Below are 21,096 nucleotides of genomic sequence, written 5' to 3'. Positions count from 1 at the left end.
CAGACCTGGCAGTCCCGCGCTCGGCCTTGGCCCGTGCAGGGCGGCATCGGCGGCGGCCAGCAGCACCCCAAGGGCCAGTGTTCCGGCCCGACGGCGATGCGGGGTCTGAAAACGGCGAGCACGGCGACCGGCGCATGCGCACAATCCGCGGAAAACCCAAGGAGACGCCCATGCACGCGTGGTACCTAGGCGGCATCGACCACCGCCCGTTCCTGCACCTGTTCGAGATGAGCGACAGCGCGCTCGCCGTGCTCGGCATCCAGCGTCGCTGGGCCGGCGCCAACGGCGGACATCCCTGCCGGATCAGCCTGAGCGACCCCGCGCCTGGCAGCGAGCTGCTCCTGCTGTCCCACGTTCACCTGCCGCTGCATTCGCCGTACCGCGCCGCCGGCCCGATCTTCGTGCAGCGCGGCGTGACCCGTTGCGTCCTGCCGCCGGGCGAGGTGCCCCCGTATGTGCAGCGCCGGATGATCTCGATGCGTGCCTATGACCACGCCGCGCTGATGTGCGGTGCCCAGGTCTGCGCGGGCACCGAGGTGGCCGACCACCTGGATGCACTGTTTGCCGACCCGTCGGTGGCGTTCGTGCAGCTGCACAACGCGGCGCATGGCTGTTTCTCGTGCCAGGCAGATCGGGTGGGTACCGGGACTGCGTCGCGTGATCTCCATGACGTGATCGATGCCACGCCGGTCACGTGACGTCCAGCGCATCCGTTCAGCCCTGCGTGAAGCCTGCGGGAAGGGCTTCACATGCGCAGTCACGGATCGGCACTGCGATGGTTCCGTCGCCTGCAGTGCGACTCGATACTCGCCGTGGTGCCGCCGAAAGTCCGCCGCGCAGCGCAGCTCCTGCGGTCACCGTTCCCTTTCGACGACCACAAGGATGCGCCATGTCATTCCGATCCACACCGCTGTTGCTGGCCACCTCGTTCGCCGCTGCGGGCCTGTGCCTGGCCGGCAGCGCGTTCGCCCACGGCACGATGACCACGCCGGTCAGCCGCGTCTATGCCTGCTTCCAGGGCAATCCCGAGAACCCGACCAACCCGGCCTGTGCCGCGGCCAAGGCCATCGGCGGTTCACAGGCGTTCTACGACTGGAACGGCATCAACCAGGCCAACGCCAACGGCAACCATCAGGCCGTGGTGCCCGACGGGAAGCTGTGCAGCGGCAACAACCCGACCTTCCGCGGCCTGGACGTGAACCGCAGTGACTGGCAGACCACGCCGATCCAGGCCGATGCCAATGGCAAGTTCACTTTCGTGTTCAAGGCGACCGCACCACACGCCACGCGCGACTGGCGCTTCTTCGTCACCCGCGAAGGCTGGCAGCCGGGAAGCCCGCTGCGCTGGGCCGACCTGCAGGAGTTCTGCACGCTGGGCAATACGCCGCTGTCGGCCGACGGCACCTACAAGCTTCAGTGCACGTTGCCGCAGCGCACCGGCCAGCATGTGATCTACAACACCTGGCAGCGCTCGGATTCGACCGAGGCGTTCTATACCTGCATGGACGTGCGCTTCCAGGGAGGCGGAGGGACCGCACCGGCACCGCAATGGCAGGACGCCGGCCCGGTCACCGCACGCAGTGAGCTGCCGGTTGGCACGACGCTGGCGCTGCGCGTGTTCAACGCCAACGGCAATGACGTCGAACGTGTGGAGGCCACCCTGGCCAGCGGCCAGACCGCACCCGCGCAGTGGCCGTTGGTGCTCGCCCGCAAGGTCAATGCCAGTGCCCAGCACGCGCGCGTGGGCGTGCTTGCCAATGGCGTGATCACGCCGACCGCCTCGGCCAACGACAACCGCGTGTACCTGAAGGACGGCAACCGCTTCCAGCTCGATACCCAGGTGCCCGACCCGGGTACACCGTCACCGGGCGGTGATTTCGACCACGTGTACCCGGCGGGCATCGGCAGCTATGTGCCGGGCCAGACCGTGGTGAAGGGCAGCGACGGCAAGCTGTACGCCTGCCGCCCGTTCCCGGAAGGTGCATGGTGCAACGTCAACGCCGAGGCGTACCGGCCGGGTGTGGGTGCGGCCTGGCGCGATGCGTGGATTGCATACTGAGACCGGGTACAGGGAACGGTGGCAGAGCGCCGTTCCCTGCATAGCGTGAGACGCGCCAGCGCGTGAGTGTGAAGCCGTTCCCATATGCAACCACGCGATGCTTTTTTCAACGTAATCCGATGGATGCGGGCGGGCGGGATGTCGAGACTTCGCGGGGTTTCACCACCCACAGGAGATCTCCATGCATCTGTCACACCGGACCGTCATCGCGCTGTCTGTGATCGCAGGCATTGCCACCTCTGGCAGCGCGTTCGCCCACGGCACCCTGTCCAAACCCGCCAGCCGTGTCTATGCCTGTTACCAGGGCAATCCCGAAAATCCCACCAACCCCGCCTGCGCTGCCGCCAAGGCCATCGGTGGTGCGCAACCGTTCTATGACTGGGCCGGGATCAACCAGGCCGAGGCCCATGGCAACCACCAGGCCGTCGTGCCCGATGGCGAGTTGTGCAGCGGCGGCAACAGCAAATACCGCGGCCTGGATCTGAACCGCAGTGACTGGCAGACCTCGCCGATCCGAGCCGACGCCCGTGGCCGCTACACGTTCGAGTTCAAGGCGCCGGCCCCGCATGCCACCCGCGAGTGGAAGTTCTATGTCACCCGCGATGGCTGGCAACCGGGCAGCCCGCTGCGCTGGGCCGACCTGCAGGAATTCTGCACGCTGGGCAACGTGCCGGTCTCCGGTGACGTTTACAAGCTGGACTGCCCGCTACCCAAGCGCAGCGGCCAGCACATCATCTACAACACCTGGCAGCGCTCGGATTCGGGCGAGGCGTTCTATACCTGCGCAGACGTGCGCTTCGAGGGGGGCGGTGGTGTGACCCCGCCGCCGCAGTGGCAGGACGCGGGTCCGGTCACTGCCCGTGGTGCGCTGGACGTGGGCACCATCCTGACCCTGCGGGTCTTCAACGCCCAGGGCAACGATCTGGAAAGCCCGCAGATCACCCTTGCCGCCGGCCAGACCGCTGCGAACCAGTGGCCGCTGGCACTGGCCCACAAGGTCAATGGCACTGCGCAGCAGGCGCGCGTGGGGGTGATGAAGAACGGCGTGATCACGCCCGTCGCCTCGGCTACCGGGAACCGCGTCTATCTGAAGCCAGGCCACCTGTTCCAGCTCGATACCCGCGTGCCGGATCCGGTCGATCCGATCGATCCGCCGCCGGCTGACGACTACGACTTCGTATACCCCGCGGGTATCGGCAGCTACACGCCGGGCCAGACCGTGGTGAAGGGCACCGACGGCAAGCTGTATGCCTGCCGCCCGTTCCCGGAAGGCGCCTGGTGCAACATCAATGCAGAGGCCTACCGCCCGGGTACCGGCTCTGCCTGGCGTGATGCCTGGATCGAGTACTGAAGGCAGGGCACCGGGGGCGGCGTGGGGTCGCCTCCGGTTTCCAGGGTTGCCGGCCAGCGGCCGGCACTACCGGGGTTCGTGCGGTTGCCGGCCAGCGGCCGGTACTACCGGGGTTCGTGGGGTTGCCGGCCAGCGGCCGGCACTACCGGGGTTCATGCCGTTGCCGGCCAGCGGCCGGTACTACCGGGGTTCGTGTGGTTGCCGGCCAGCGGCCGGCACTACCAGGTTCGTGGGGTTGCCGGCCAGCGGCCGGCACCAGCCGGACCTATTTGCTGCTGACGTACTTCTCGCGGCGGATCTGCGGGTTGCCCAGGCCGGCGGCCTTCAGCAGCTCGGCGCAGGCATCGACCATGTCCGGGTTGCCGCACAGGTAGGCGATGTCCGTGGCCGGGTCCGGCGTGAAACCGGCCAGCGCCTGCTGCACGTAACCGTGCTGCACGTCCGGATGCGGATCGGCGGGTAGTTCGCGCGACAGGCATGGAACATAGCGGAAGTTCGGGTGTTTTTCGGCGAAGCTGTAGAAATCCTCGCTGTACAGCAGCTCGCCCGGGCTGCGCGCGCCCTGCAGCAGTACGATCTGCGCACCACGTTCGGCCATGGCCTTTTCCAGCAGCGGCAGCATCGAGCGGTACGGGGTAACGCCGGTACCGGTGGCGATCAGCAGGTAGCGGGCATTGTGGTCACCGGGATTCAGGCAGAAGCGGCCGTAGGGGCCGGATGCACTGATCTGGCCGCCGTGCTCCAGCGCCTCGAACAGCGCGGTGGCGGCGCCACCGGGCACGAAGCTGACCGCGATATCCACCGCCTCGCCCGGGCCCAGTGCGTGGTCGTGAATGGTCGCCAGCGAGTAGCTGCGCTTGGTTTCGGTGCCATCGGCGTAGCTGAAATGGACCTGGATGAACTGGCCGGGCTGGAAATCCAGCGGCTGCCCATCGTCACGCACGAACTGGTAGTGGCCGACGGTCGGGGCCAGCATGCGGCGGCCGACCAGCTTGAGGGGGAATTGAACAGGCACGACTTTTCGGGACAGTGTGTAGCCGGGGCAAGCCCTCGGGGTCTTCTATAATAGCCCCTCCCCGCCCCTCTCCAGCGCCAGCCCATGGGCGCGAAGGCTTCGAGCTTGGCATCCCAGAACGATACGGCGCCCGCCCTGCGCGTGCGCGACCTGCGCAAGACCTACGACAACGGCACCCAGGCCCTGAAGGGGGTTTCCCTGGAAGTGGCCCCGGGCGACTTCTTCGCCCTGCTGGGCCCCAACGGTGCCGGCAAGTCGACCCTGATCGGCATCATCAGCTCCCTGGTCAACCTCAGCGAGGGCCAGGTGGACGTGTTCGGCAGCGACCTGGTGCGCAACCGCAGCGCCACCATGCGCCTGATCGGGCTGGTGCCGCAGGAAATCAACTTCAACCTGTTCGAAAAGCCCTTCGACATCCTGGTGAACTACGCCGGCTTCTACGGCGTGCCGCGCGAGGAAGCGGAGCAGCGCGCCGAAGAGGAACTGAAGCGGGCCCACCTGTGGGAAAAGGCGCAGGTGATGAGCCGCACGCTGTCCGGCGGCATGAAGCGCCGGCTGATGATCGCCCGCGCAATGATGACCCGCCCACGCCTGCTGATCCTGGATGAGCCGACCGCCGGCGTGGACATCGAGATCCGCCGCGACATGTGGCGCGTGCTGAAGGAGATCAACGCTGCCGGCACCACGATCATCCTCACCACGCACTATCTGGAAGAAGCCGAGTACCTGTGCCGCCACCTGGCGATCATCAACCATGGCCAGATCGTCGAGCAGGGGCCGATGCGCACCCTGCTGGCCAAGCTGGACGTGGAGGGCTTCCTGCTGGACATCGACGGTGACCTGCCGGCGCAGCTGCCGGTGATCGAGGGCGCGACCCTGACCGCGCCGGACCCGCACACGCTGGACATCGACATGCCGCGCGCAATGGACCTCAACCGCGTGTTCGCCACGCTCAACGAGGCCGGTATCCGCGTGCGTTCGATGCGTACCAAGAGCAACCGCCTGGAGGAGCTGTTCGTGCGCCTCACCGGCAACCTGGAGAAGCCTGCATGAGCACCACCGAGCTGACCGACGGCCAGCGCAACCGCATCGCACTGATGACCATCGTGCGCCGCGAAGTCGCCCGCATCATGCGCATCTGGGGCCAGACCCTGGTGCCGCCGGCGATCACCATGACCCTGTACTTCCTGATCTTCGGCAACCTGATCGGGTCGCGCGTGGGTGACATGGGCGGCTACACGTACATGCAGTTCATCGTGCCGGGCCTGGTGATGATGAGCGTGATCCAGAACAGCTACGGCAACATCAGTTCCTCGTTCTTCGGTGCCAAGTTCGGCCGCCACGTGGAAGAGCTGCTGGTCAGCCCGATGCCGAACTGGGTGATCCTGTGGGGCTACGTGGCCGGCGCCGTGCTGCGCGGCCTGATGGTGGGCGTGATCGTGCTGATCATCGCGATGTTCTTCACCCCGGTGCGCATTCCGCACCCGCTGGTGATGCTGACCACGGTGATCCTGGGCGCGACGATCTTCTCGCTGGCCGGTTTCATCAATGCGGTGTATGCGAAGAAGTTCGACGACGTGGCGATCGTGCCGACCTTCATCCTGACCCCGCTGACCTACCTGGGTGGCGTGTTCTATTCGGTGAAGCTGCTGCCGGGCTGGGCCGAAGCGGCCACGCACGCGAACCCGATCTTCTACATGGTCAATGCGTTCCGCTATGGCCTGCTGGGCAGCAGCGATGTGCCGCTGCCGGTGGCCTATGGGTTGATGATCGGCTTCGTGGTGGCGCTGACGGCGCTGGCGCTGTGGCTGCTGCGCCGTGGCGTGGGCATGCGCAGCTAAGGGTGGCCTGCAGGGCCTGCGGCCCTGCACCCGCCGAATCAACGTCAACTTCAACGACAACGGCAACGGCAACGGCAAAAGCTGACTATCCGGGGGATGGCAAATTCCGGCGATCTGCCGGGATGTCGTTCTCCGCTGCTGCTGGTAGGTGTCGACCTTGGTCGACACGATGGATCGACGCCATGCGTGGATGGAGCTTTCACGGCAAAGCCGATGTTCCGCTTTTCTCGTTCGGGATTGCAGCTAGGCTGTGGCGATGAAGATCACTTCCATTGCGCTGGACAAAGCCGTGTCGGACGGCCCCATCGATGCCTTCAGCCATGCGTTGCTGGGCGATTCACCCACGCTGGATGAGGTGCTGGAATACCTGGCCTCGCGGCACGCGGCTGATCCCCGGTATCGCTACCTGTGCACGCTCGATGATGCCGGCCAGTGCCGCTACACCAGCATGCACGCGTCAGACGACGCGCGCATCGCGCTCTACGAGGACGAAGACCCGGCGACCCCCGACGATGCGTTGGCGGCACGCGGGCGGTTGCTGGCGCATGTGGTCGCGCAGCTTGAGCATTCGACGCATCGGCTGGAATGGAGCACGCTGGCGGGCACGCTGATGTGCAATGACGCAGACATCGAGGCATTGGTCGCGGCCAATGCCGCACCGGATCTCATCGTCGACGAGGTGGTCTGCGTACAACAGGTGCCCGCGGATCGTGACGACCTGCTGATCGCCGCCCTGCCCAACGGCTACTTCAGCGCGGACTGGAACATCTTCCAGAACCACGCCCTGATCCGGCACCTGCAAAAGCACCACGACTACCGCCTGTTCGGGCTTGGCGCATCGTGGCTGGGCTTCCAGCGTGACAGCGCGCCGTCGCCTGCGGAAGCGGACGCTCTCGTCGCGGACCTGCAGCGCGTCTACGCTGCCGGAACGCACGACACCTGGTCACAACTGGCTGCAACGCTGTGCTCCCGCACCACGCTTCTATTGGGATACACCGAAGGCTTCAGCGAACAGCTGCCCTGAGCGCGGTTCTACACGCGCTCGCGCAGCGAGCGGCCCGCTTCCGCTCCTGATCTGTTTTCCGTGGTGGCCGCACCCGGCCAACCCCGCTGAACCGTGCTTTCCGCGAACCACCACGAGGGGCACCGCCGTTGGCCGCGATCTCCGGCACAATCGAAATCCTGATTCCCCAGAACACGGTGAACGTGCAATGCGCATCCTGATCCTCGGCGCCGGCGGTACCGGCGGTTACTTCGGTGGTCGCCTGGCCCAGGCCGGTGTGGACGTGACCTTCCTCGTGCGCCCCGCGCGCGCCGCCCAGCTGGATCGCGACGGCCTGGTCATCCGCAGCCCGCTCGGCGATGCCAGCTTCCCCGTGCAGCATGTCACCGCTGATGCACTGCCCGCATTGGCCGCGCAGAAGCCGTTCGACCTGGTCATCCTCAGCTGCAAGGCCTACGACCTGGACAGCTCGATCGACGCCATTGCCCCGGCCGTGGGCGCAGGCACCACCGTGCTGCCGATCCTCAACGGCCTGCATCACTACAACGCACTGGACGCGCGCTTCGGCCGCGACGCCGTGCTTGGCGGCCTGTGCTTCATCAGCGCCACCAAGGCCCCCGACGGTGCGGTGCTGCACCTGGGCAAACCGGCCAAGCTCACCTTCGGCGAGCGCGACGGCGGCCTGGCTTCGACGCGCGTGCGCGCCTTCGCTGCGGTCTGCGCGCAGGCCCATCTTGATCACCTGGCCAGCGAACACATCGGCCAGGAACAATGGATCAAGTACACCTTCCTTACCGCGCTGGCGGCGGCGACCTGCCTGCTGCGCGCCGACATCGGCACCATCGTTGCCACCGATGATGGCGAGGCGATCGTGCGCGGCCTGTACGACGAATGCCTGGCCGTGGCCGAAGCCGCCGGTGAACCGGTTCCCGAGGCCGCGCAGGACACCGCGCGCGGCACCCTGACCCAGGCCGGCTCGGCACTGAAGGCATCGATGCTGCGTGACCTGGAAGCCAGCCAACAGGTGGAGGCCGAACAGATCGTCGGCGACATGCTGGCCCGCGCGCGCAAGGCCGACCAGGAAGCCCTGCTGCTGCAGGTCGCCTACAGCAGCCTGCAGGCCTACCAGGCACTGCGCGGCGCGTGAGCTTCATCTCTGCCGCCAGTGCATTGCCCTCGCGGGTGCTGATCCTCGGGCTGGGCTGGAGTGGCTGTGCGCTGGCCCGACATCTGCAGGCATTGGGCGCACACGTCGCCGGCACGGTACGCGATCCCGCATCGGCACCACGCGATGGTCTGCGTCGCCATCCGCTGGGTGCCGATGCCACGCCATCGCCCACCCTGCTCGATGAGATCGCGCAGGCCGAGGCCGTGCTGTGCAGCGTGCCACCCGACCCCGATGGCGATCCTGCACTGCGCCTGCTGTTGCCCGCGCTGCGGGCCAGCCCGGCATTGCGCTGGGTGGGCTATCTGTCGTCCACCTCGGTGTATGCCGACCGCGCCGGCGGCTGGGTCGACGAGCGCAGCGCAGCCGATGCCACTGAAGCAGCCGGCGTGCAGCGCCTGCGGGCCGAAGCGCAATGGCGTGCGCTTGCAGGAGAACGCGGCATCGCATCGGCAGTGTTCCGCCTGCCCGGCCTGTACGGGCCGGGGCGCAATGCGCTGCTGCAGCTGGCGCAGGGACGTGCCCGCCACGTAGTGCGTCCCGGGCTGCTATTCAACCGGCTGCACGTGGATGACCTGGTGACGGTCGTTATCGCGTCGATGCAGCGGCCGTGCGTGGATGGCCTGTATCTGCCGGCCGATGACGAGCCGGCACCGCCGCAGGAGGTACTGGCCTTCGCCGCGCAGCTGGGCGGGTTTGCGATGCCACCTGCCGTGGCATGGGACGACCCTGCACTCAGCCCGACCCTGCGACGCTTCTACCAGAGCAACAAGCGCATCGACAGCCGTGGCACGCGTGAAGCACTGGCGTGGGCGCCGCGGTTCCCCAGCTACCGTGAGGGCCTGCGCGACCTGCTCCGGTAGTGCCGGCCGCTGGCCGGCAATCAACCGTGTTGCCGGCCAGCGGCCGGCACTACCATCAACCTGCGCCGGGCAGGCGGAAGAACGTACGCGTCGCGGCCGTTGCATTCGCGGCGGTCACTGCCACGTCCTCGCCACGGTCACGCGCCAGTTCTTCCACGATGTGCGACAGGAACATCGGTTCGTTGCGGCGGTCCTTCGGCATCGGCTTCAGCGTGCGCGGCAGCAGGTACGGTGCGTCGGTCTCGATCATCAGGCGGTTGGCCGGGATGTTCTTCACCAGTTCGCGCAGGTGCGCGCCACGGCGCTCGTCGCACAGCCAGCCGGTGATGCCGATGTACCAGTCCTGGTCCAGGTAGTCGAACAGCTCGTCACGCTCACCGGTGAAGCAATGCACCACCGCCGGGCCGATGCGGCCTTCGAAGTTCTTCATCTGTGCCATGAAATCGGCATGCGCATCGCGCTGGTGCAGGAACAGGGGCTTGCCATTGTCCGCGGCCAGCTGCAGCTGGCGCTCGAACGCGCGGTGCTGGGCCGGGCGCGGCGAGAAATCGCGGAAGTAGTCCAGCCCGCACTCCCCCACCGCCACTACTTCCGGGTGGGCATGCAGCGCGCGCATTTCGGCATCGCATTCCTCGGTGTATTCCACCGCGTGGTGCGGGTGCACGCCGGCGGTGGCGTACAGGAAGCCGGGGTGCTGCTGGGCCAACTGCAGGGCCAGTGGCGAGTGCTCGCGGCTGGCACCGGTGATGACCATCTGCACCACGCCGGCCTGGCGCGCGCGGTCCAGCACGGCATCGCGGTCGCGGTCGAAGGAGTCGTGGGTCAGGTTGGCGCCGATATCGATCAGGTGCATGGTCATCGCGGGGGAAAAGTGCCCGCGCATTGTACCTGCGCCTGCCGTGGCCCCTTATCCTTTGCATATGAACGCCCCGCTCTTCCCGATTTCCCCGCTGCTGCCGCAGATCCAGCAGCAGCTGGCCGTGCAACCACGGCTGGTGCTGGAGGCCCCGCCCGGTGCCGGCAAGACCACCCAGGTGCCGCTGGCGCTGCTCGACGCGCCGTGGCTGCAGGGCCGCAAGATCATTCTGCTGGAACCACGCCGGGTCGCCGCGCGCAGCGCGGCGCTGTTCATGGCACGGCAGCTGGGTGAGGAGGTCGGCGGCACGGTCGGCTACCGCATCCGCTTCGAGAACAAGGTATCCGCGCGCACCCGCATCGAGGTGGTCACCGAGGGCATCCTGACCCGGATGCTGCAGGACGACCCGATGCTGGAAACCGTCGGCGCGATCCTGTTCGATGAATTCCACGAGCGCCATCTCAGTGGGGATCTGGGCCTGGCGCTGGCGCTGGACGTGCAGGCGCAGCTGCGCGACGACCTGCGCCTGGTGGTGATGTCGGCCACGCTGGACGGCGAGCGGCTGGCACGCTTCCTCGATGCGCCGCGGCTGAGCAGCGAGGGCCGCAGTTATCCGGTGGCGATCAGCCACTTCCCGGCGCGCCGCGATGAAGCCCTGGAACTGCAGGTGCGCCGCGCGGTGCAGCAGGCACTGGCCGAGCACCCCGGTGACCTGCTGGTGTTCCTGCCCGGCCAGCGCGAGATCGCGCGCGTCCAGGCCGGCCTGCAGGAGTCACTCGATGGCAACGTCGAGGTGCTGGCGCTGCATGGCGAGCTGCCGGTCGAACAACAGGCGCGCGTGTTGCAGGCCGCCAGCGATGGCCGCCGTCGCGTGGTGCTGGCGACCAACGTGGCCGAGTCGTCGGTGACCCTGCCCGGCGTGCGCGTGGTGATCGACAGCGGCCAGGCGCGCGAGCCGCGCTACGACCCCAACAGCGGCTTCACCCGGCTGGACGTGGTGGCCATCGCGCAGGCGTCGGCCGACCAGCGCGCGGGCCGTGCCGGTCGCGTGGCCGAGGGCGTGGCCTGGCGGCTGTGGCCGCAGTCGCAGCGGCTGGAGCCGCAGCGCCGCGCGGAGATCGACCAGGTGGAACTGGCCGGACTGGCGCTGGAACTGGCCGCGTGGGGCAGCAGCGACCTGCGCTTCCTCGACCCGCCACCGGCCGGCCCGATGGGTGCGGCGCGCGAGCTGCTGCAACGCCTGGGTGCACTGTCGGACTCGGGCGCGATCACCGCACTCGGGCGCCGTGTACTGGCGCTGGGTACGCACCCGCGGATGGCGGCGATGCTGCTGGCAGCGCCCGATGCCCGCGCGCAGGCGCTGGCCGCCGATCTGGCCGCCCTGCTGGAAGCGCGCGACCCGCTGCGCCAGGGCGGTGACGCGCTGGCGGCCCGCTGGCGCGCACTGGCCGCGTTCCGCACTGGCCGCGCGCCGGGCGATGCCAACCGCAGCGGGCTGGCCGCCATTGATGCCGCCGCCAAGCAGTGGCGTCGCCGCCTGCGCTGCGAGGCTACGCCGCCGGCCAGCATCGAGGCGCACGAACTGGGCGATCTGCTTGCACACGCCTTTCCCGACCGGATCGGTTTCCAGCATCCCGGCGATCCGCTGCGCTACCTGCTGGCCAATGGCCGCAGCGCGCGCCTGCACGAACTGAGTGACCTGCGCGGTGAGCCGTGGCTGGTGGCCAGCGAACTGCGCTTCGAGGCGCGCGATGCGCTGCTGCTGCGTGCCGCACCGGTGGATGAAGGCCAGCTGCGCAAGGCATGGCCGGAGCGCTTCGTCACCGAAGACGTGGTGCGCTGGGACAGCGAGCGACGCGCCCTGGTGGCGCTGCGCGAGACCCGTTTCGACCGGATCGTGCTGGACAGCCGCTCGGCCGGCCGGGTCGATCCGCAGCACGCCGCGCAGGCGCTGACCGATGCGGTGGCCGAGCTCGGCCTGCAGGCGCTGCCGTGGACCGAGGGCCTGCGCCAGTGGCAGGCACGGGTGGAATCGCTGCGGCGCTGGATGCCCGAGCTCGGCCTGCCCGACTGCAGCGACGATGCCCTGCTGGCCACGCGCGCACAATGGCTGCAGCCCGCGTTCGCCGGCAGGACGCGACTGGATGCGCTGGATGAATCCAGCTTCGGCGAAGCGCTGAAATCGCCACTGGAGTGGTCACAACGGCAGTTGGTCGAGCGTCATGCGCCGACCCGCATCACCGTGCCGTCCGGACTGGAGCGGCCGATCACCTATGCGCTGGACAGCGAGAGCGGCGATCCGCTGCCGCCGGTGCTGGCGGTGAAGCTGCAGGAACTGTTCGGCCTGGCCGACACGCCGCGCATCGCCGATGGCCGCGTGCCGCTGACCCTGCACCTGCTCTCCCCCGGCGGCCGCCCGCTGCAGGTCACCCAGGATCTGCGCAACTTCTGGGAAAGCACCTACGCCGAAGTGAAAAAGGAGATGAAGGGCCGTTACCCGCGCCACCCATGGCCGGATGATCCGTGGACGGCGACGGCCACGCACCGGGCCAAGCCGCGCGGAACCTGATTGGTAGTGCCGGCCGCTGGCCGGCAGCCCCCTGGCACCAGGCGGAGAGCATTGCCGGCCAGCGGCCGGCACTACCGGGTGCGGAGCCTGCCTGATCCTGAATGGCTGCGGTAAAGTCACACCACGTGCGTCCCCGACTGACATACCGTTTACGGGCAACACGCGACACTGGACTTCGACCCGAGGCAAAGGACCCCCGCATGAGCAAGCTGACCGTAATCACCGACCGCGCTCTGGAGCGCGCCCTGGAGCTGGCCCACACCGCCGGCGATGGCCTGAAGAGCGCCGGTGGCAGCCTGCGCAACGCGGACTGGATCAAGACCGGCGCCGCCCTCGGCGCAGTGAAGACCGGCGGCAAGGTCGCCACCAAGTTCGCCCGCCGCAACCCGGCCGTGACCATTGCCGCGGCTGCCGTCGGCGTCGGCCTGCTCGGCTATGCGCTGTACCGCAAGCAGCAGAAGAAGAAGGCTGCCAATGGCCACGTGGTGAATGGGCAGGCGCAGCGCATCCACGCACGCGACCGCCGCAACGACACCGTGGTGGACGAGCACAGCGATATCGGCAGCGACGCGTGAAGCTGCCCGGGTCAGACCCCTTCCGCAGGAAGGGCTCTGACCCTACCAGCTACGAGAGGGCCGGATGCCGCGAGGTATCCGGCCCTTTCTGTTTCAACCGATCTGCCGCCACTGCCCCGGCTGCAGGTCGTCCAGCCGGTAGGGCCCCATCGCCACCCGCACCAGCCGCAGCGTTGGCAGGTTCACTGCCGCGGTCATCCGCCGCACCTGGCGGTTGCGGCCCTCGCGGATCGTGATCGCCAGCCAGGCATCGGGCACGGTCTTGCGGAAGCGCACCGGCGGATCGCGTGTCCACAGCGACGGCGCCGGATCGAGGCGCTCGATCTTCGCCGGCAAGGTCGGCCCGTCATTCAGCTCCACCCCATCGCGCAACCGTTGCAGCTGCTCATCGCTGGGCGTGCCTTCCACCTGCACCCAGTAGGTCTTGTCGGCCTTGTGCTTCGGGTCGGTCAACGTGTGCGCCAGCATGCCGTTATCCGTCAGCAGCAGCAGGCCTTCGCTGTCATGGTCCAGGCGACCGGCGGCATACACGCGCGGCGGCAGGCCGAACCCGGCCAGCGTCGGACGCGGCGGTACGCTGCGGTCGGTGAACTGGCAGAGCACGTTGAAGGGCTTGTTGAAGGCGATCAGCATTGCGGGCACGGCAGTCAGCGGGTGGCGCATTGTCCCATGCCGCGCCACGCGCCACTCGGCTGTAGAGCCGAGCCCATGCTCGGCTCATCGCGCACAGCACGGCGGAACGCAACAGCAGCCGAGCATGGGCTCGGCTCTACAGAGTCAGCATGCGCCAGCCCGGCACCCCTCTTACGGCTTGATGAAGCGCAGGGTCATGCGGTCGCTTTCGCCGATCGCCTGGTACTTCGCATCATCGGCCTTGTCGTGCTGGTTGGTCGGCGGCAGCGTCCACACGCCGTTCGGGTGGTCCTTGGTGTCGCGCGGGTTGGCGTTGACCTCACTGCGCGCGTCCAGCTTGAAGCCGGCGGCCTCGGCCATCGCGATCACCTGCTGCTGGCCGACATAGCCGGTGTCATCGTCGTCAGCCACGTCGGCCTTGGCGCGGTGCTCGACCACGCCCAGCACGCCGCCCGGCTTGAGCACGTTGAAGAAGCCCTGGAACATGCCCTGCGCCTGGCCGGCCTTGCGCCAGTTGTGCACGTTGCGGAAGGTCAGCACCACATCGGCTGAACCGGCCGGGCCGAACACCGGCTTGGCCGGATCGTAGGCCACCACGGCAGTCTTGCCGAACTGTGCCGGTGCAGCGGCGTACTTCCTTTCCAGGCTGTCGCGGCTGCGCTGCTGGTAGTCACGGCCGCGGCCTTCGGGCACCGCCATCGGATCGACCACCGCAGCAACGTAGTGGCCCTTGTCGTGCAGCAGCGGCGCCAGGATCTCCGAGTACCAGCCGTTGCCGGGGGTGATCTCGATGACGGTCTTTTCCGGCGTCACCTTGAAGAACGACAGCGTCTGCGCCGGGTGGCGGAAACCGTCGCGCTTGACGTTGTTGGCATCGCGGGTGGGCGCCTTCACCGCCGCGTCGATGGCCGGCGACACCTGGATCTTCGCCGGCGCGACCGTGGCCGGTGCGGCAAACGCGGGAACAGCGGCAAGCAGGGCCGAAGCAAGCAGCAGGCGGCAACCACGCAGGGACGAAGCAGGCATCATCGGAGCGACTCCAGCGGAAGATGCGGCGAGACTAGCAGCCGCGGCGCCCCAGGTGTTCACAAAACGTTAGCCGCGTGCGTATCGCGGAACACTGTTTTGTGGTCGCCGCCGCAGCACGGTCACACTACGCGTTCTATTCTGGAGCACTTCCCCCAAGGAGTCCGTGCCCATGACGGCAACCCGCGAACTGGGCCGTTCCGGCCTGCATGTACGTCCGCTCGCCTTCGGTGGCAACGTGTTCGGCTGGAGCGCCGATGAGAAGGCCAGCTTCGCCCTGCTCGATGCCTTCGTCGACGCCGGCTTCAACCTGGTCGACACCGCCGATGTGTATTCGGCCTGGGTGCCGGGCAACGCCGGCGGCGAATCGGAAACGCTGATCGGCAAATGGTTCGCGCGCAGCGGAAAGCGCGACAAGGTGGTGCTGGCGACCAAGGTGGCCAAATGGGCCGAACGCCCCGGCCTGACCCCGGACAACATCAATGCGGCCGTCGAGGATTCGCTGCGCCGCCTGCAGACCGACGTGATCGATCTGTACCAGGCCCACGAGGATGATGAGTCGACGCCACTGGAAGCGACCCTGGCCGCGTTCGGCCGCCTGATCGAAGCCGGCAAGGTGCGCGCCATCGGTGCCTCCAACTACAGCGCCACGCGCCTGGCCGATGCGCTGAAGGTGTCCACCGACTACAAGCTGCCGCGTTACGAAACCCTGCAGCCGGAGTACAACCTGTACGACCGTGCCGGCTACGAGAAGGAGCTGGAACCGCTGGTGCAGCGCGAACAGATCGGCGTGATCGGCTACTACGCCCTGGCCAGTGGCTTCCTCAGCGGCAAGTACCGCACACCGGCCGATGCGGCCAAGAGCCCGGCACGTGGCGAAACGGTGGTGAAGCGCTATCTGAACCCGCGCGGCCTGCGCATCCTGCAGGCGCTGGATGACGTGGCCAGCAAGCACAATGCCAGCGCCGCACAGATCGCACTGGCATGGCAGATCGCGCGGCCGTCGATCACCGCGCCGATCGTCAGCGCCACCAGCGTCGAACAGCTGCACGATCTGCTGGCAGCGGCCAACGTGTCGCTGAGCGTGCAGGATGTCGCGCAGCTGGATGCCGCCAGCGCCGAAGCGTGAGGCCCGGTAGTGCCGGCCGCTGGCCGGCATTGCCCACGTGCCGAAGAAAACAATTGAACAAAATGGTTGCACGCGACTAAATCGTGGTTTATCGTGCGCACCTCGTTTCAACAACCACTGGAAACTTCCCTTGAACGCGCATTCCGTCGCCATCGCCAAACTGCTGCCATGCCTGCGCATGGACGGGCTGGCGCGCGCGTTCGGCAAGGAAGACCAGCTGACAACGGCCTGATACCCGCCCTGCGGAGATCGGCCCCCCCGATCTCCGATGCCTGACGACGCCCTCGGAACGCAAGTCCCGGGGGCGTTTTCGTTTGCGTCGGCACAAGGACCCGCGATGCCAGAACTGCACCCCGCGCGGCAACCCGCCGCTCACTGACCCAGGTTTCTCCCGCCCCGCCGAAGGATTTACTTCGCGCGATCGGCTGCGCCAGGACATTATCTGCATCGCATCAAAACATTATCGCTCGTCGATAATGTCGGTGGCCTGCACCCTCGATTCTCCAACGGTCCCGTTTCCATCACGGGCTGGTGCGCGCGGCGTTGCCGTGGCGTATGCCGGAGGTCGCGGACATGCCATCGCCTGGATCGCCTGCTGGAGGCAGGCGCCGGTTCGCCGGTACGCGGTTCGATTCCGCGCGGTCCCCAACTGGATAGCTCAGCAGGGTAGAGCAACGGATCCTGATTCCGTCTGTCGTGGGTTCGACTCCCACTCCAAACCACATGACCTGTCACGTCATGACTTGAAGCAACACCCGGGGCGCAAGCCCCAGCGGCCATCGTCGCCGTCCACCGCCATCGCCTTCGGGCGGGGCGTGGAAGGCAACGGACCGCACGCCGGGCCCCGGCCCGCCGCCACTGCCAGCCACGTTCCGCCCCGGTGCTGCCTGCCGGGAACGGCGATGGCAGCACTGCCGGCGCACCGAAGGCTCCGCGCGCGGACCGTCCGCCGATGGCCGCCCTCTTCCGCTGCCTGCACGTGGTGTGCAGGCGGCCGCGCCACGACCTGATCGACCCGGGTCATGGCGATTCATCCGCAACGGGTCGAACCACCAGAGCCATACAAGGAGAGACTCCCATGTTCTGGACCATCAAGGTCGTGATCGGCGACGGCGAGCGCGGCCTGGTGTATCGCAACCGTCGTTTCCAGCAGATGCTGCTGCCGGGCGTGCACCGCCTGTCGCCGTTCGGCGGCCGCCCGCACGTGGACATCCACACCGCATCGAAGGGCGCGGCCTATACCGGCAGCGACCAGGACAGCCTGATCGAGGCACTGGGCGCGACGCTGGACACCCACTTCGTGCTGGCCAATGTCAGCGCCACCGAAGTCGGCCTGTTGCTGCGCAACGGCCGCATCGATGAAGTGCTGCCGCCGGGCAGCCGCCGCCTGTACTGGCGGGGTTCGGTCGACACCCAGGTACGCGTGATGGCGCTGGGTGACGAGCCGCGCATCCCGGCGGACGTGCAGCAACGCCTGGGCCAGCTGGGCGTGCTGCCGCGTGTGGCGGTGATCAGCACCGTGCCAAGCGAGTCGGTCGGCCTGCTGTTCATCGATGGCACGCTGCGGCAGACGCTGGACGCCGGCCTGCACGCGTTCTGGAACTTCAACGGCAACGTGTCGGTGGAGCGCGTGGAACTGCGTGCACGTTCGCTGGACGTGTCCGGCCAGGAGCTGCTCAGCCGCGACAAGGTGACCCTGCGGGTGAACCTGGCCGCGACCGTGCAGGTGATCGACCCGGTGCGTGCACACCGCACGCTCAGCAATGCCGATGAGTTCGTCTACCGGCAGCTGCAGTTCGGCCTGCGCCAGGCGATTGCCGCGCGCAGCCTGGACGAGCTGCTGGGCGACAAGGCGGCGCTGGACGGCGAGATCGCCGCCCATGTGCAGGCCGCGATCGAGGGCCACGGCGTGCGGCTGCTCGGCGTGGGCATCAAGGACGTGATCCTGCCGGGCGAGATGAAGGAGATCCTCAATGGCGTGGTGCTGGCCGAGAAGCAGGCCCAGGCCAGCGTGATCCGTCGACGCGAGGAGGCCAACGCCACGCGTTCGCAGCTCAACACCGCAAAGCTGATCGAGGACAACCCGGTGCTGATGCGCTTGAAGGAGCTGGAGGCACTGGAGAAGGTCACCGAGAAGATCGACACGCTCACCGTATTCGGCGGCCTGGATGGCGTGCTGAAGCAGCTGGTGACGATCAGGTAGGGGGCAGCGGCGGCGCAGGGACGCGCCGCCGGCCCATCAAGGACATACACGAAGACATGGACACTCAACACAACTATCAATGGCTGCACGCCGAGGGCACCACGCCGATCAAGGGCTGGGTCAACGGTGTGCCGCTGGAAGCGCAGGCGCATGAGCAGCTGCGCAACATCGCCGCGATCCCGTTCGTCGGGCCGTGGGTGGCCGTGATGCCGGACGTGCACCTGGGCAAGGGCGCGACCGTCGGCTCGGTGATCCCGACCCGCGGTGCGATCATCCCGGCCGCGGTCGGCGTCGACATCGGCTGCGGCATGGCGGCGGTACGCACCACGCTGCGCGCCAACGACCTGCCCGACGACCTGCGGCAGCTGCGCAACAGCATCGAGCGCAGCATTCCGGTCGGCAACGGGCGCGGCGGCGAGCATCACCGCATGCCCGACAGCATCCACACCCGGCTGGTGCAGTCCGGGCTGGCCGTCGGCTTGGAGAAGATCAAGGACAAGCATCGCAGAATCCGCACCGACAAGCTCGACCGCCAGCTGGGTACGCTGGGTGGTGGCAACCACTTCATCGAACTGTGCCTGGACGAGACGGACACGGTGTGGGTGATGCTGCACAGCGGATCGCGCGGCACCGGCAACCTGATCGGCACCTACTTCATCGAGAAGGCGCGCGAGGAACTGGCCCGGCGCGTGCTCGGCTTCCACCTGCCGGACAAGGACCTGGCGTTCTTCATGGAAGGCGAGCCGCTGTTCGATGACTACGTCGAAGCCGTGTCGTGGGCGCAGGACTACGCCCGGCAGAACCGCGAGGCGATGATGTCGCGCGTGCTGGCCGAGATGCGCCACCGCTTGCCGAAGTTCCAGCTGGCAGCGATGGCGGTGAACTGCCACCACAACTACGTGCAGAAGGAGACGCACCACGGCCAGGAACTGCTGGTGACCCGGAAGGGGGCGGTGAGTGCGCGCGAAGGCGAGCTGGGCATCATTCCCGGCAGCATGGGCACGCGCAGCTACATCGTGCGCGGCAAGGGCAACGCCGACAGCTTCCACAGCTGCAGCCACGGTGCCGGCCGGGTGATGAGCCGTGGCACGGCGCGCCAGCAGATCACGCTGGCCCAGCACCGCGAGGCCACCGCGCACGTGGAATGCCGCAAGGACAGCGGCGTGCTGGACGAGTCACCGGCCGCGTACAAGTCGATCGACGATGTGATGGCAGCGCAGCTGGACCTGGTCGAGGTGGTGCACACCCTGCGCCAGGTGCTGTGCGTGAAGGGGTAACGGAGCGGTGCCGGCCAAGGCCGGCCTCTACCAGAGCAGCACGTCGCGTCGGGGGTCAGATCGCTTTCTGCGAAAGGGATCTGACCCCGGCACATTCAGCGCGGCACGCTGTCTTCGGCCACCAGCGCATGATGCACGCCGATGCCCGCGCGCACGCCTTCGGCCATGGCCAGGGTGATGTTGCCGACCGTCGTCGCATCGCCTGCGGCATACACGTTCGGCACCGAGGTCTGCTTCATCATGTCGACCTCGATCAGCACCCCCAGCGGGCTCTCGACCAAGGTGCAGCCAAGCTGCTGCACCAATGGCGTGGCCATCGCCTGGGTGGCCGGTACGAACAGCGCACGCTGGGCGATGCGGCGGCCATCGGCCAGCTCCACTTCCAGCCAGGTCGGCTGGTCGCCCTGCACGCCCAGCACCGGCGAGGTCTCGATCTGCACGCCGCGCTGCTGCATGGCAGCGCGTTCCTCATCAGTGATGTCCCGTCCCATGCTGAAGAAGGTGACATTGCCCCAGTCGGCAAACAGCGGCGCCTTGCCGGCGGACATCGGATGGCCGCCAAGCAGGCCGATGGCGCCGCCACCCACTTCGTAACCATGGCAGTAGGGGCAGTGCAGCACGGTGCTGCCCCAGCGCGCGGCCAGCCCGGGCAGTTCCGGCAGCTGGTCGGCGATACCGCTGGCCAGCAGCAGCTTGCGCGCGGCCAGCACCTGGCCATCGGCGGTACGTACTTCCACGCCCTCTGCGCTGGCGTTGGCCTGCACAGCCTCGGCATGCACCCAGCGCACGCTGGGGTAATCCAGCAGCTGCTGGCGCGCGGTCTTCAGCAGCTCGGCGCCGCTGATGCCATCCAGCCCTGGCACCCCGTGCGAATGGCTGGCGAAGCGGTTGCGCGGCGAGCCGGCGTCGATGACGGTGACCGGCCGCCGGGCGCGGGCCAGGATCAGGCCGGCGGCAATGCCGGCGTAGCTGCCGCCGACGATGAGCACATCAGGATTCATGAGGACCTTCCAGGGAACGGTGATGGGCGAGATGGCGGGCGAAGTCGGCGCCGAGCTGGTCCAGCGTGGTCGCCCGCAGGCGCGCCTCCAGCAACCGCTGTGCCTCGCGTGCCCCCTCCAGCAGCGCGCTGTTGACCAGCTGCTGGATCGGGCAGCCGCCGCCGGCGTCGCGGGCGCCGACCTGCACCAGCGGTGGTGCGCCCACGGCCAGATAGATGTCATGCAGGGTGATCGTTGCAGCGTCGCGGGCCAGCTGGCTGCCACCGCCATGACCGCGGGTGCTGCGTACCAAGCTGGCCTTGTGCAGCTGCGCCAGCAGACGGCGGATCACCACCGGATGGGTCGGCAGGCAGGACGCCAGCTGCCCGGAGGTGCGCGGGCCATCCTGGCCGACCAGATGCGCCATCACGTGCAGGGCGTCAGAGAGCGGGTTCGCGGATTTCATGTAACTACATTAGTTACATTTATATCCCCTGTCCAGGGTCCGCATTTGTTCCATATGGACACATTTGTCCTATGAAACACTTCCT

The 21,096-nt window shown here is 67.8% G+C and carries 19 protein-coding genes and 1 tRNA gene; 14 read left to right on the top strand and 6 right to left on the bottom strand.

All coding sequences use genetic code 11. The features are described from left to right. Positions 1–170: 170 nt before the first annotated feature. The 3 genes from AC5P7F_RS14960 (at position 171) to AC5P7F_RS14950 (ending at position 3,410) form a co-directional block, all read left to right on the top strand. Entirely contained in the window at positions 171–698 is a 528-nt protein-coding gene (locus AC5P7F_RS14960; protein ID WP_164077002.1) for a DUF1203 domain-containing protein, read from the top strand. A 191-nt stretch (positions 699–889) separates the two neighbouring features. Next, positions 890–2,059, top strand: a complete 1,170-nt coding sequence (locus AC5P7F_RS14955; RefSeq protein ID WP_164077001.1) for a lytic polysaccharide monooxygenase — start codon at positions 890–892, stop codon at positions 2,057–2,059. A gap of 181 nt (positions 2,060–2,240) precedes the next feature. Further along, a complete protein-coding gene (locus AC5P7F_RS14950) occupies positions 2,241–3,410 on the top strand; it encodes a lytic polysaccharide monooxygenase (RefSeq protein ID WP_142235043.1) in 1,170 nt (389 codons plus the stop codon). Between the two features lie 265 nt (positions 3,411–3,675). On the opposite strand, the gene AC5P7F_RS14945 is transcribed toward AC5P7F_RS14950, so the two are convergent. After that, positions 3,676–4,425, bottom strand: coding sequence for a ferredoxin--NADP reductase (locus AC5P7F_RS14945; RefSeq protein ID WP_014648809.1), 750 nt, complete (start codon positions 4,423–4,425; stop codon positions 3,676–3,678). Between the two features lie 84 nt (positions 4,426–4,509). Between AC5P7F_RS14945 and AC5P7F_RS14940 the strand changes: the two genes are divergently transcribed. From AC5P7F_RS14940 to AC5P7F_RS14920, 5 genes are all read left to right on the top strand, one after another. Beyond that, the gene (locus tag AC5P7F_RS14940) at positions 4,510–5,478 is read left to right on the top strand and encodes an ATP-binding cassette domain-containing protein (protein ID WP_164076999.1); all 969 of its coding nucleotides are present in this window, start codon (positions 4,510–4,512) and stop codon (positions 5,476–5,478) included. Then, entirely contained in the window at positions 5,475–6,266 is a 792-nt protein-coding gene (locus AC5P7F_RS14935) for an ABC transporter permease (RefSeq protein WP_014038898.1), read from the top strand. Before AC5P7F_RS14940 ends, AC5P7F_RS14935 begins: the two co-directional genes overlap by 4 nt. Positions 6,267–6,522: 256 nt before the next feature. After that, positions 6,523–7,290, top strand: coding sequence for a hypothetical protein (locus tag AC5P7F_RS14930; RefSeq protein WP_164076998.1), 768 nt, complete (start codon positions 6,523–6,525; stop codon positions 7,288–7,290). Between the two features lie 187 nt (positions 7,291–7,477). After that, positions 7,478–8,416 carry a 2-dehydropantoate 2-reductase gene (gene panE / locus AC5P7F_RS14925; RefSeq protein WP_164076997.1) on the top strand — a complete coding sequence of 313 codons (939 nt, stop codon included), beginning with the start codon at positions 7,478–7,480 and terminating at the stop codon, positions 8,414–8,416. Next, a complete protein-coding gene (locus tag AC5P7F_RS14920) occupies positions 8,413–9,297 on the top strand; it encodes a Rossmann-fold NAD(P)-binding domain-containing protein (protein ID WP_262243158.1) in 885 nt (294 codons plus the stop codon). Before panE ends, AC5P7F_RS14920 begins: the two co-directional genes overlap by 4 nt. A 55-nt stretch (positions 9,298–9,352) precedes the next feature. Here AC5P7F_RS14920 and AC5P7F_RS14915 read toward each other — a convergent pair whose 3' ends face one another. After that, complete coding sequence (locus AC5P7F_RS14915) at positions 9,353–10,150, bottom strand: TatD family hydrolase (RefSeq protein ID WP_046433165.1); 798 nt, start codon at positions 10,148–10,150, stop codon at positions 9,353–9,355. Between the two features lie 67 nt (positions 10,151–10,217). Here AC5P7F_RS14915 and hrpB point away from each other — a divergent pair, with 67 nt between their 5' ends. Both hrpB and AC5P7F_RS14905 read left to right on the top strand, forming a co-directional pair. After that, on the top strand, positions 10,218–12,722 hold the full coding sequence (hrpB, locus tag AC5P7F_RS14910) for an ATP-dependent helicase HrpB (protein WP_046433145.1): 2,505 nt from the start codon (positions 10,218–10,220) through the stop codon (positions 12,720–12,722). Between the two features lie 200 nt (positions 12,723–12,922). Continuing rightward, positions 12,923–13,297, top strand: a complete 375-nt coding sequence (locus tag AC5P7F_RS14905) for a hypothetical protein (protein ID WP_014648816.1) — start codon at positions 12,923–12,925, stop codon at positions 13,295–13,297. 93 nt (positions 13,298–13,390) lie between these two features. Here AC5P7F_RS14905 and AC5P7F_RS14900 read toward each other — a convergent pair whose 3' ends face one another. Together AC5P7F_RS14900 and AC5P7F_RS14895 are read right to left on the bottom strand one after the other, a co-directional pair. Then, the gene (locus tag AC5P7F_RS14900) at positions 13,391–13,930 is read right to left on the bottom strand and encodes a pseudouridine synthase (protein ID WP_164077011.1); all 540 of its coding nucleotides are present in this window, start codon (positions 13,928–13,930) and stop codon (positions 13,391–13,393) included. 171 nt (positions 13,931–14,101) lie between these two features. Then, positions 14,102–14,959, bottom strand: coding sequence for a class I SAM-dependent methyltransferase (locus AC5P7F_RS14895; protein WP_046433148.1), 858 nt, complete (start codon positions 14,957–14,959; stop codon positions 14,102–14,104). A gap of 169 nt (positions 14,960–15,128) precedes the next feature. Here AC5P7F_RS14895 and AC5P7F_RS14890 point away from each other — a divergent pair, with 169 nt between their 5' ends. The 4 genes from AC5P7F_RS14890 to AC5P7F_RS14875 all read left to right on the top strand — a co-directional run bounded on the left by AC5P7F_RS14890 (position 15,129) and on the right by AC5P7F_RS14875 (position 19,565). Next, positions 15,129–16,085, top strand: coding sequence for an aldo/keto reductase (locus AC5P7F_RS14890; RefSeq protein WP_014648819.1), 957 nt, complete (start codon positions 15,129–15,131; stop codon positions 16,083–16,085). A 649-nt stretch (positions 16,086–16,734) separates the two neighbouring features. Further along, positions 16,735–16,807, top strand: a tRNA-Gln gene (locus tag AC5P7F_RS14885). A gap of 356 nt (positions 16,808–17,163) precedes the next feature. Then, complete coding sequence (locus AC5P7F_RS14880) at positions 17,164–18,288, top strand: slipin family protein (RefSeq protein WP_014648820.1); 1,125 nt, start codon at positions 17,164–17,166, stop codon at positions 18,286–18,288. A 56-nt stretch (positions 18,289–18,344) separates the two neighbouring features. Next, positions 18,345–19,565 (top strand): RtcB family protein, encoded by a 1,221-nt coding sequence (locus tag AC5P7F_RS14875; RefSeq protein WP_164076995.1) that lies wholly within the window; start codon positions 18,345–18,347, stop codon positions 19,563–19,565. Positions 19,566–19,660: 95 nt separating this feature from the next. Here the strand turns inward: AC5P7F_RS14875 and AC5P7F_RS14870 are convergent, their stop codons facing one another. Both AC5P7F_RS14870 and AC5P7F_RS14865 read right to left on the bottom strand, forming a co-directional pair. Beyond that, the gene (locus AC5P7F_RS14870; RefSeq protein ID WP_164076994.1) at positions 19,661–20,566 is read right to left on the bottom strand and encodes an FAD-dependent oxidoreductase; all 906 of its coding nucleotides are present in this window, start codon (positions 20,564–20,566) and stop codon (positions 19,661–19,663) included. Then, the gene (locus tag AC5P7F_RS14865) at positions 20,556–21,011 is read right to left on the bottom strand and encodes an Rrf2 family transcriptional regulator (RefSeq protein ID WP_014648823.1); all 456 of its coding nucleotides are present in this window, start codon (positions 21,009–21,011) and stop codon (positions 20,556–20,558) included. Before AC5P7F_RS14865 ends, AC5P7F_RS14870 begins: the two co-directional genes overlap by 11 nt. Between the last annotated feature and the right edge of the window lie 85 nt (positions 21,012–21,096).

This window comes from Stenotrophomonas sp. YJH_SMC_105-26, assembly GCF_059368915.1.
Note: the sequence above shows the minus strand (reverse complement) of the source record. Positions and strands in the feature narration are given on the sequence as shown.

Excerpts from the sequence above, each read along its gene's own strand:
- AC5P7F_RS14960 (WP_164077002.1), top strand. The coding sequence starts at position 171 with ATGCACGCGTGGTACCTAGGCGGCATCGACCACCGCCCGTTCCTGCAC.
- AC5P7F_RS14955 (WP_164077001.1), top strand. The coding sequence starts at position 890 with ATGTCATTCCGATCCACACCGCTGTTGCTGGCCACCTCGTTCGCCGCT.
- AC5P7F_RS14950 (WP_142235043.1), top strand. The coding sequence starts at position 2,241 with ATGCATCTGTCACACCGGACCGTCATCGCGCTGTCTGTGATCGCAGGC.
- AC5P7F_RS14940 (WP_164076999.1), top strand. The coding sequence starts at position 4,510 with ATGGGCGCGAAGGCTTCGAGCTTGGCATCCCAGAACGATACGGCGCCC.
- AC5P7F_RS14935 (WP_014038898.1), top strand. The coding sequence starts at position 5,475 with ATGAGCACCACCGAGCTGACCGACGGCCAGCGCAACCGCATCGCACTG.
- AC5P7F_RS14930 (WP_164076998.1), top strand. The coding sequence starts at position 6,523 with ATGAAGATCACTTCCATTGCGCTGGACAAAGCCGTGTCGGACGGCCCC.
- panE (WP_164076997.1), top strand. The coding sequence starts at position 7,478 with ATGCGCATCCTGATCCTCGGCGCCGGCGGTACCGGCGGTTACTTCGGT.
- AC5P7F_RS14915 (WP_046433165.1), bottom strand. The coding sequence starts at position 10,150 with ATGCACCTGATCGATATCGGCGCCAACCTGACCCACGACTCCTTCGAC.
- hrpB (WP_046433145.1), top strand. The coding sequence starts at position 10,218 with ATGAACGCCCCGCTCTTCCCGATTTCCCCGCTGCTGCCGCAGATCCAG.
- AC5P7F_RS14905 (WP_014648816.1), top strand. The coding sequence starts at position 12,923 with ATGAGCAAGCTGACCGTAATCACCGACCGCGCTCTGGAGCGCGCCCTG.
- AC5P7F_RS14900 (WP_164077011.1), bottom strand. The coding sequence starts at position 13,930 with ATGCTGATCGCCTTCAACAAGCCCTTCAACGTGCTCTGCCAGTTCACC.
- AC5P7F_RS14895 (WP_046433148.1), bottom strand. The coding sequence starts at position 14,959 with ATGATGCCTGCTTCGTCCCTGCGTGGTTGCCGCCTGCTGCTTGCTTCG.
- AC5P7F_RS14890 (WP_014648819.1), top strand. The coding sequence starts at position 15,129 with ATGACGGCAACCCGCGAACTGGGCCGTTCCGGCCTGCATGTACGTCCG.
- AC5P7F_RS14880 (WP_014648820.1), top strand. The coding sequence starts at position 17,164 with ATGTTCTGGACCATCAAGGTCGTGATCGGCGACGGCGAGCGCGGCCTG.
- AC5P7F_RS14875 (WP_164076995.1), top strand. The coding sequence starts at position 18,345 with ATGGACACTCAACACAACTATCAATGGCTGCACGCCGAGGGCACCACG.
- AC5P7F_RS14870 (WP_164076994.1), bottom strand. The coding sequence starts at position 20,566 with ATGAATCCTGATGTGCTCATCGTCGGCGGCAGCTACGCCGGCATTGCC.
- AC5P7F_RS14865 (WP_014648823.1), bottom strand. The coding sequence starts at position 21,011 with ATGAAATCCGCGAACCCGCTCTCTGACGCCCTGCACGTGATGGCGCAT.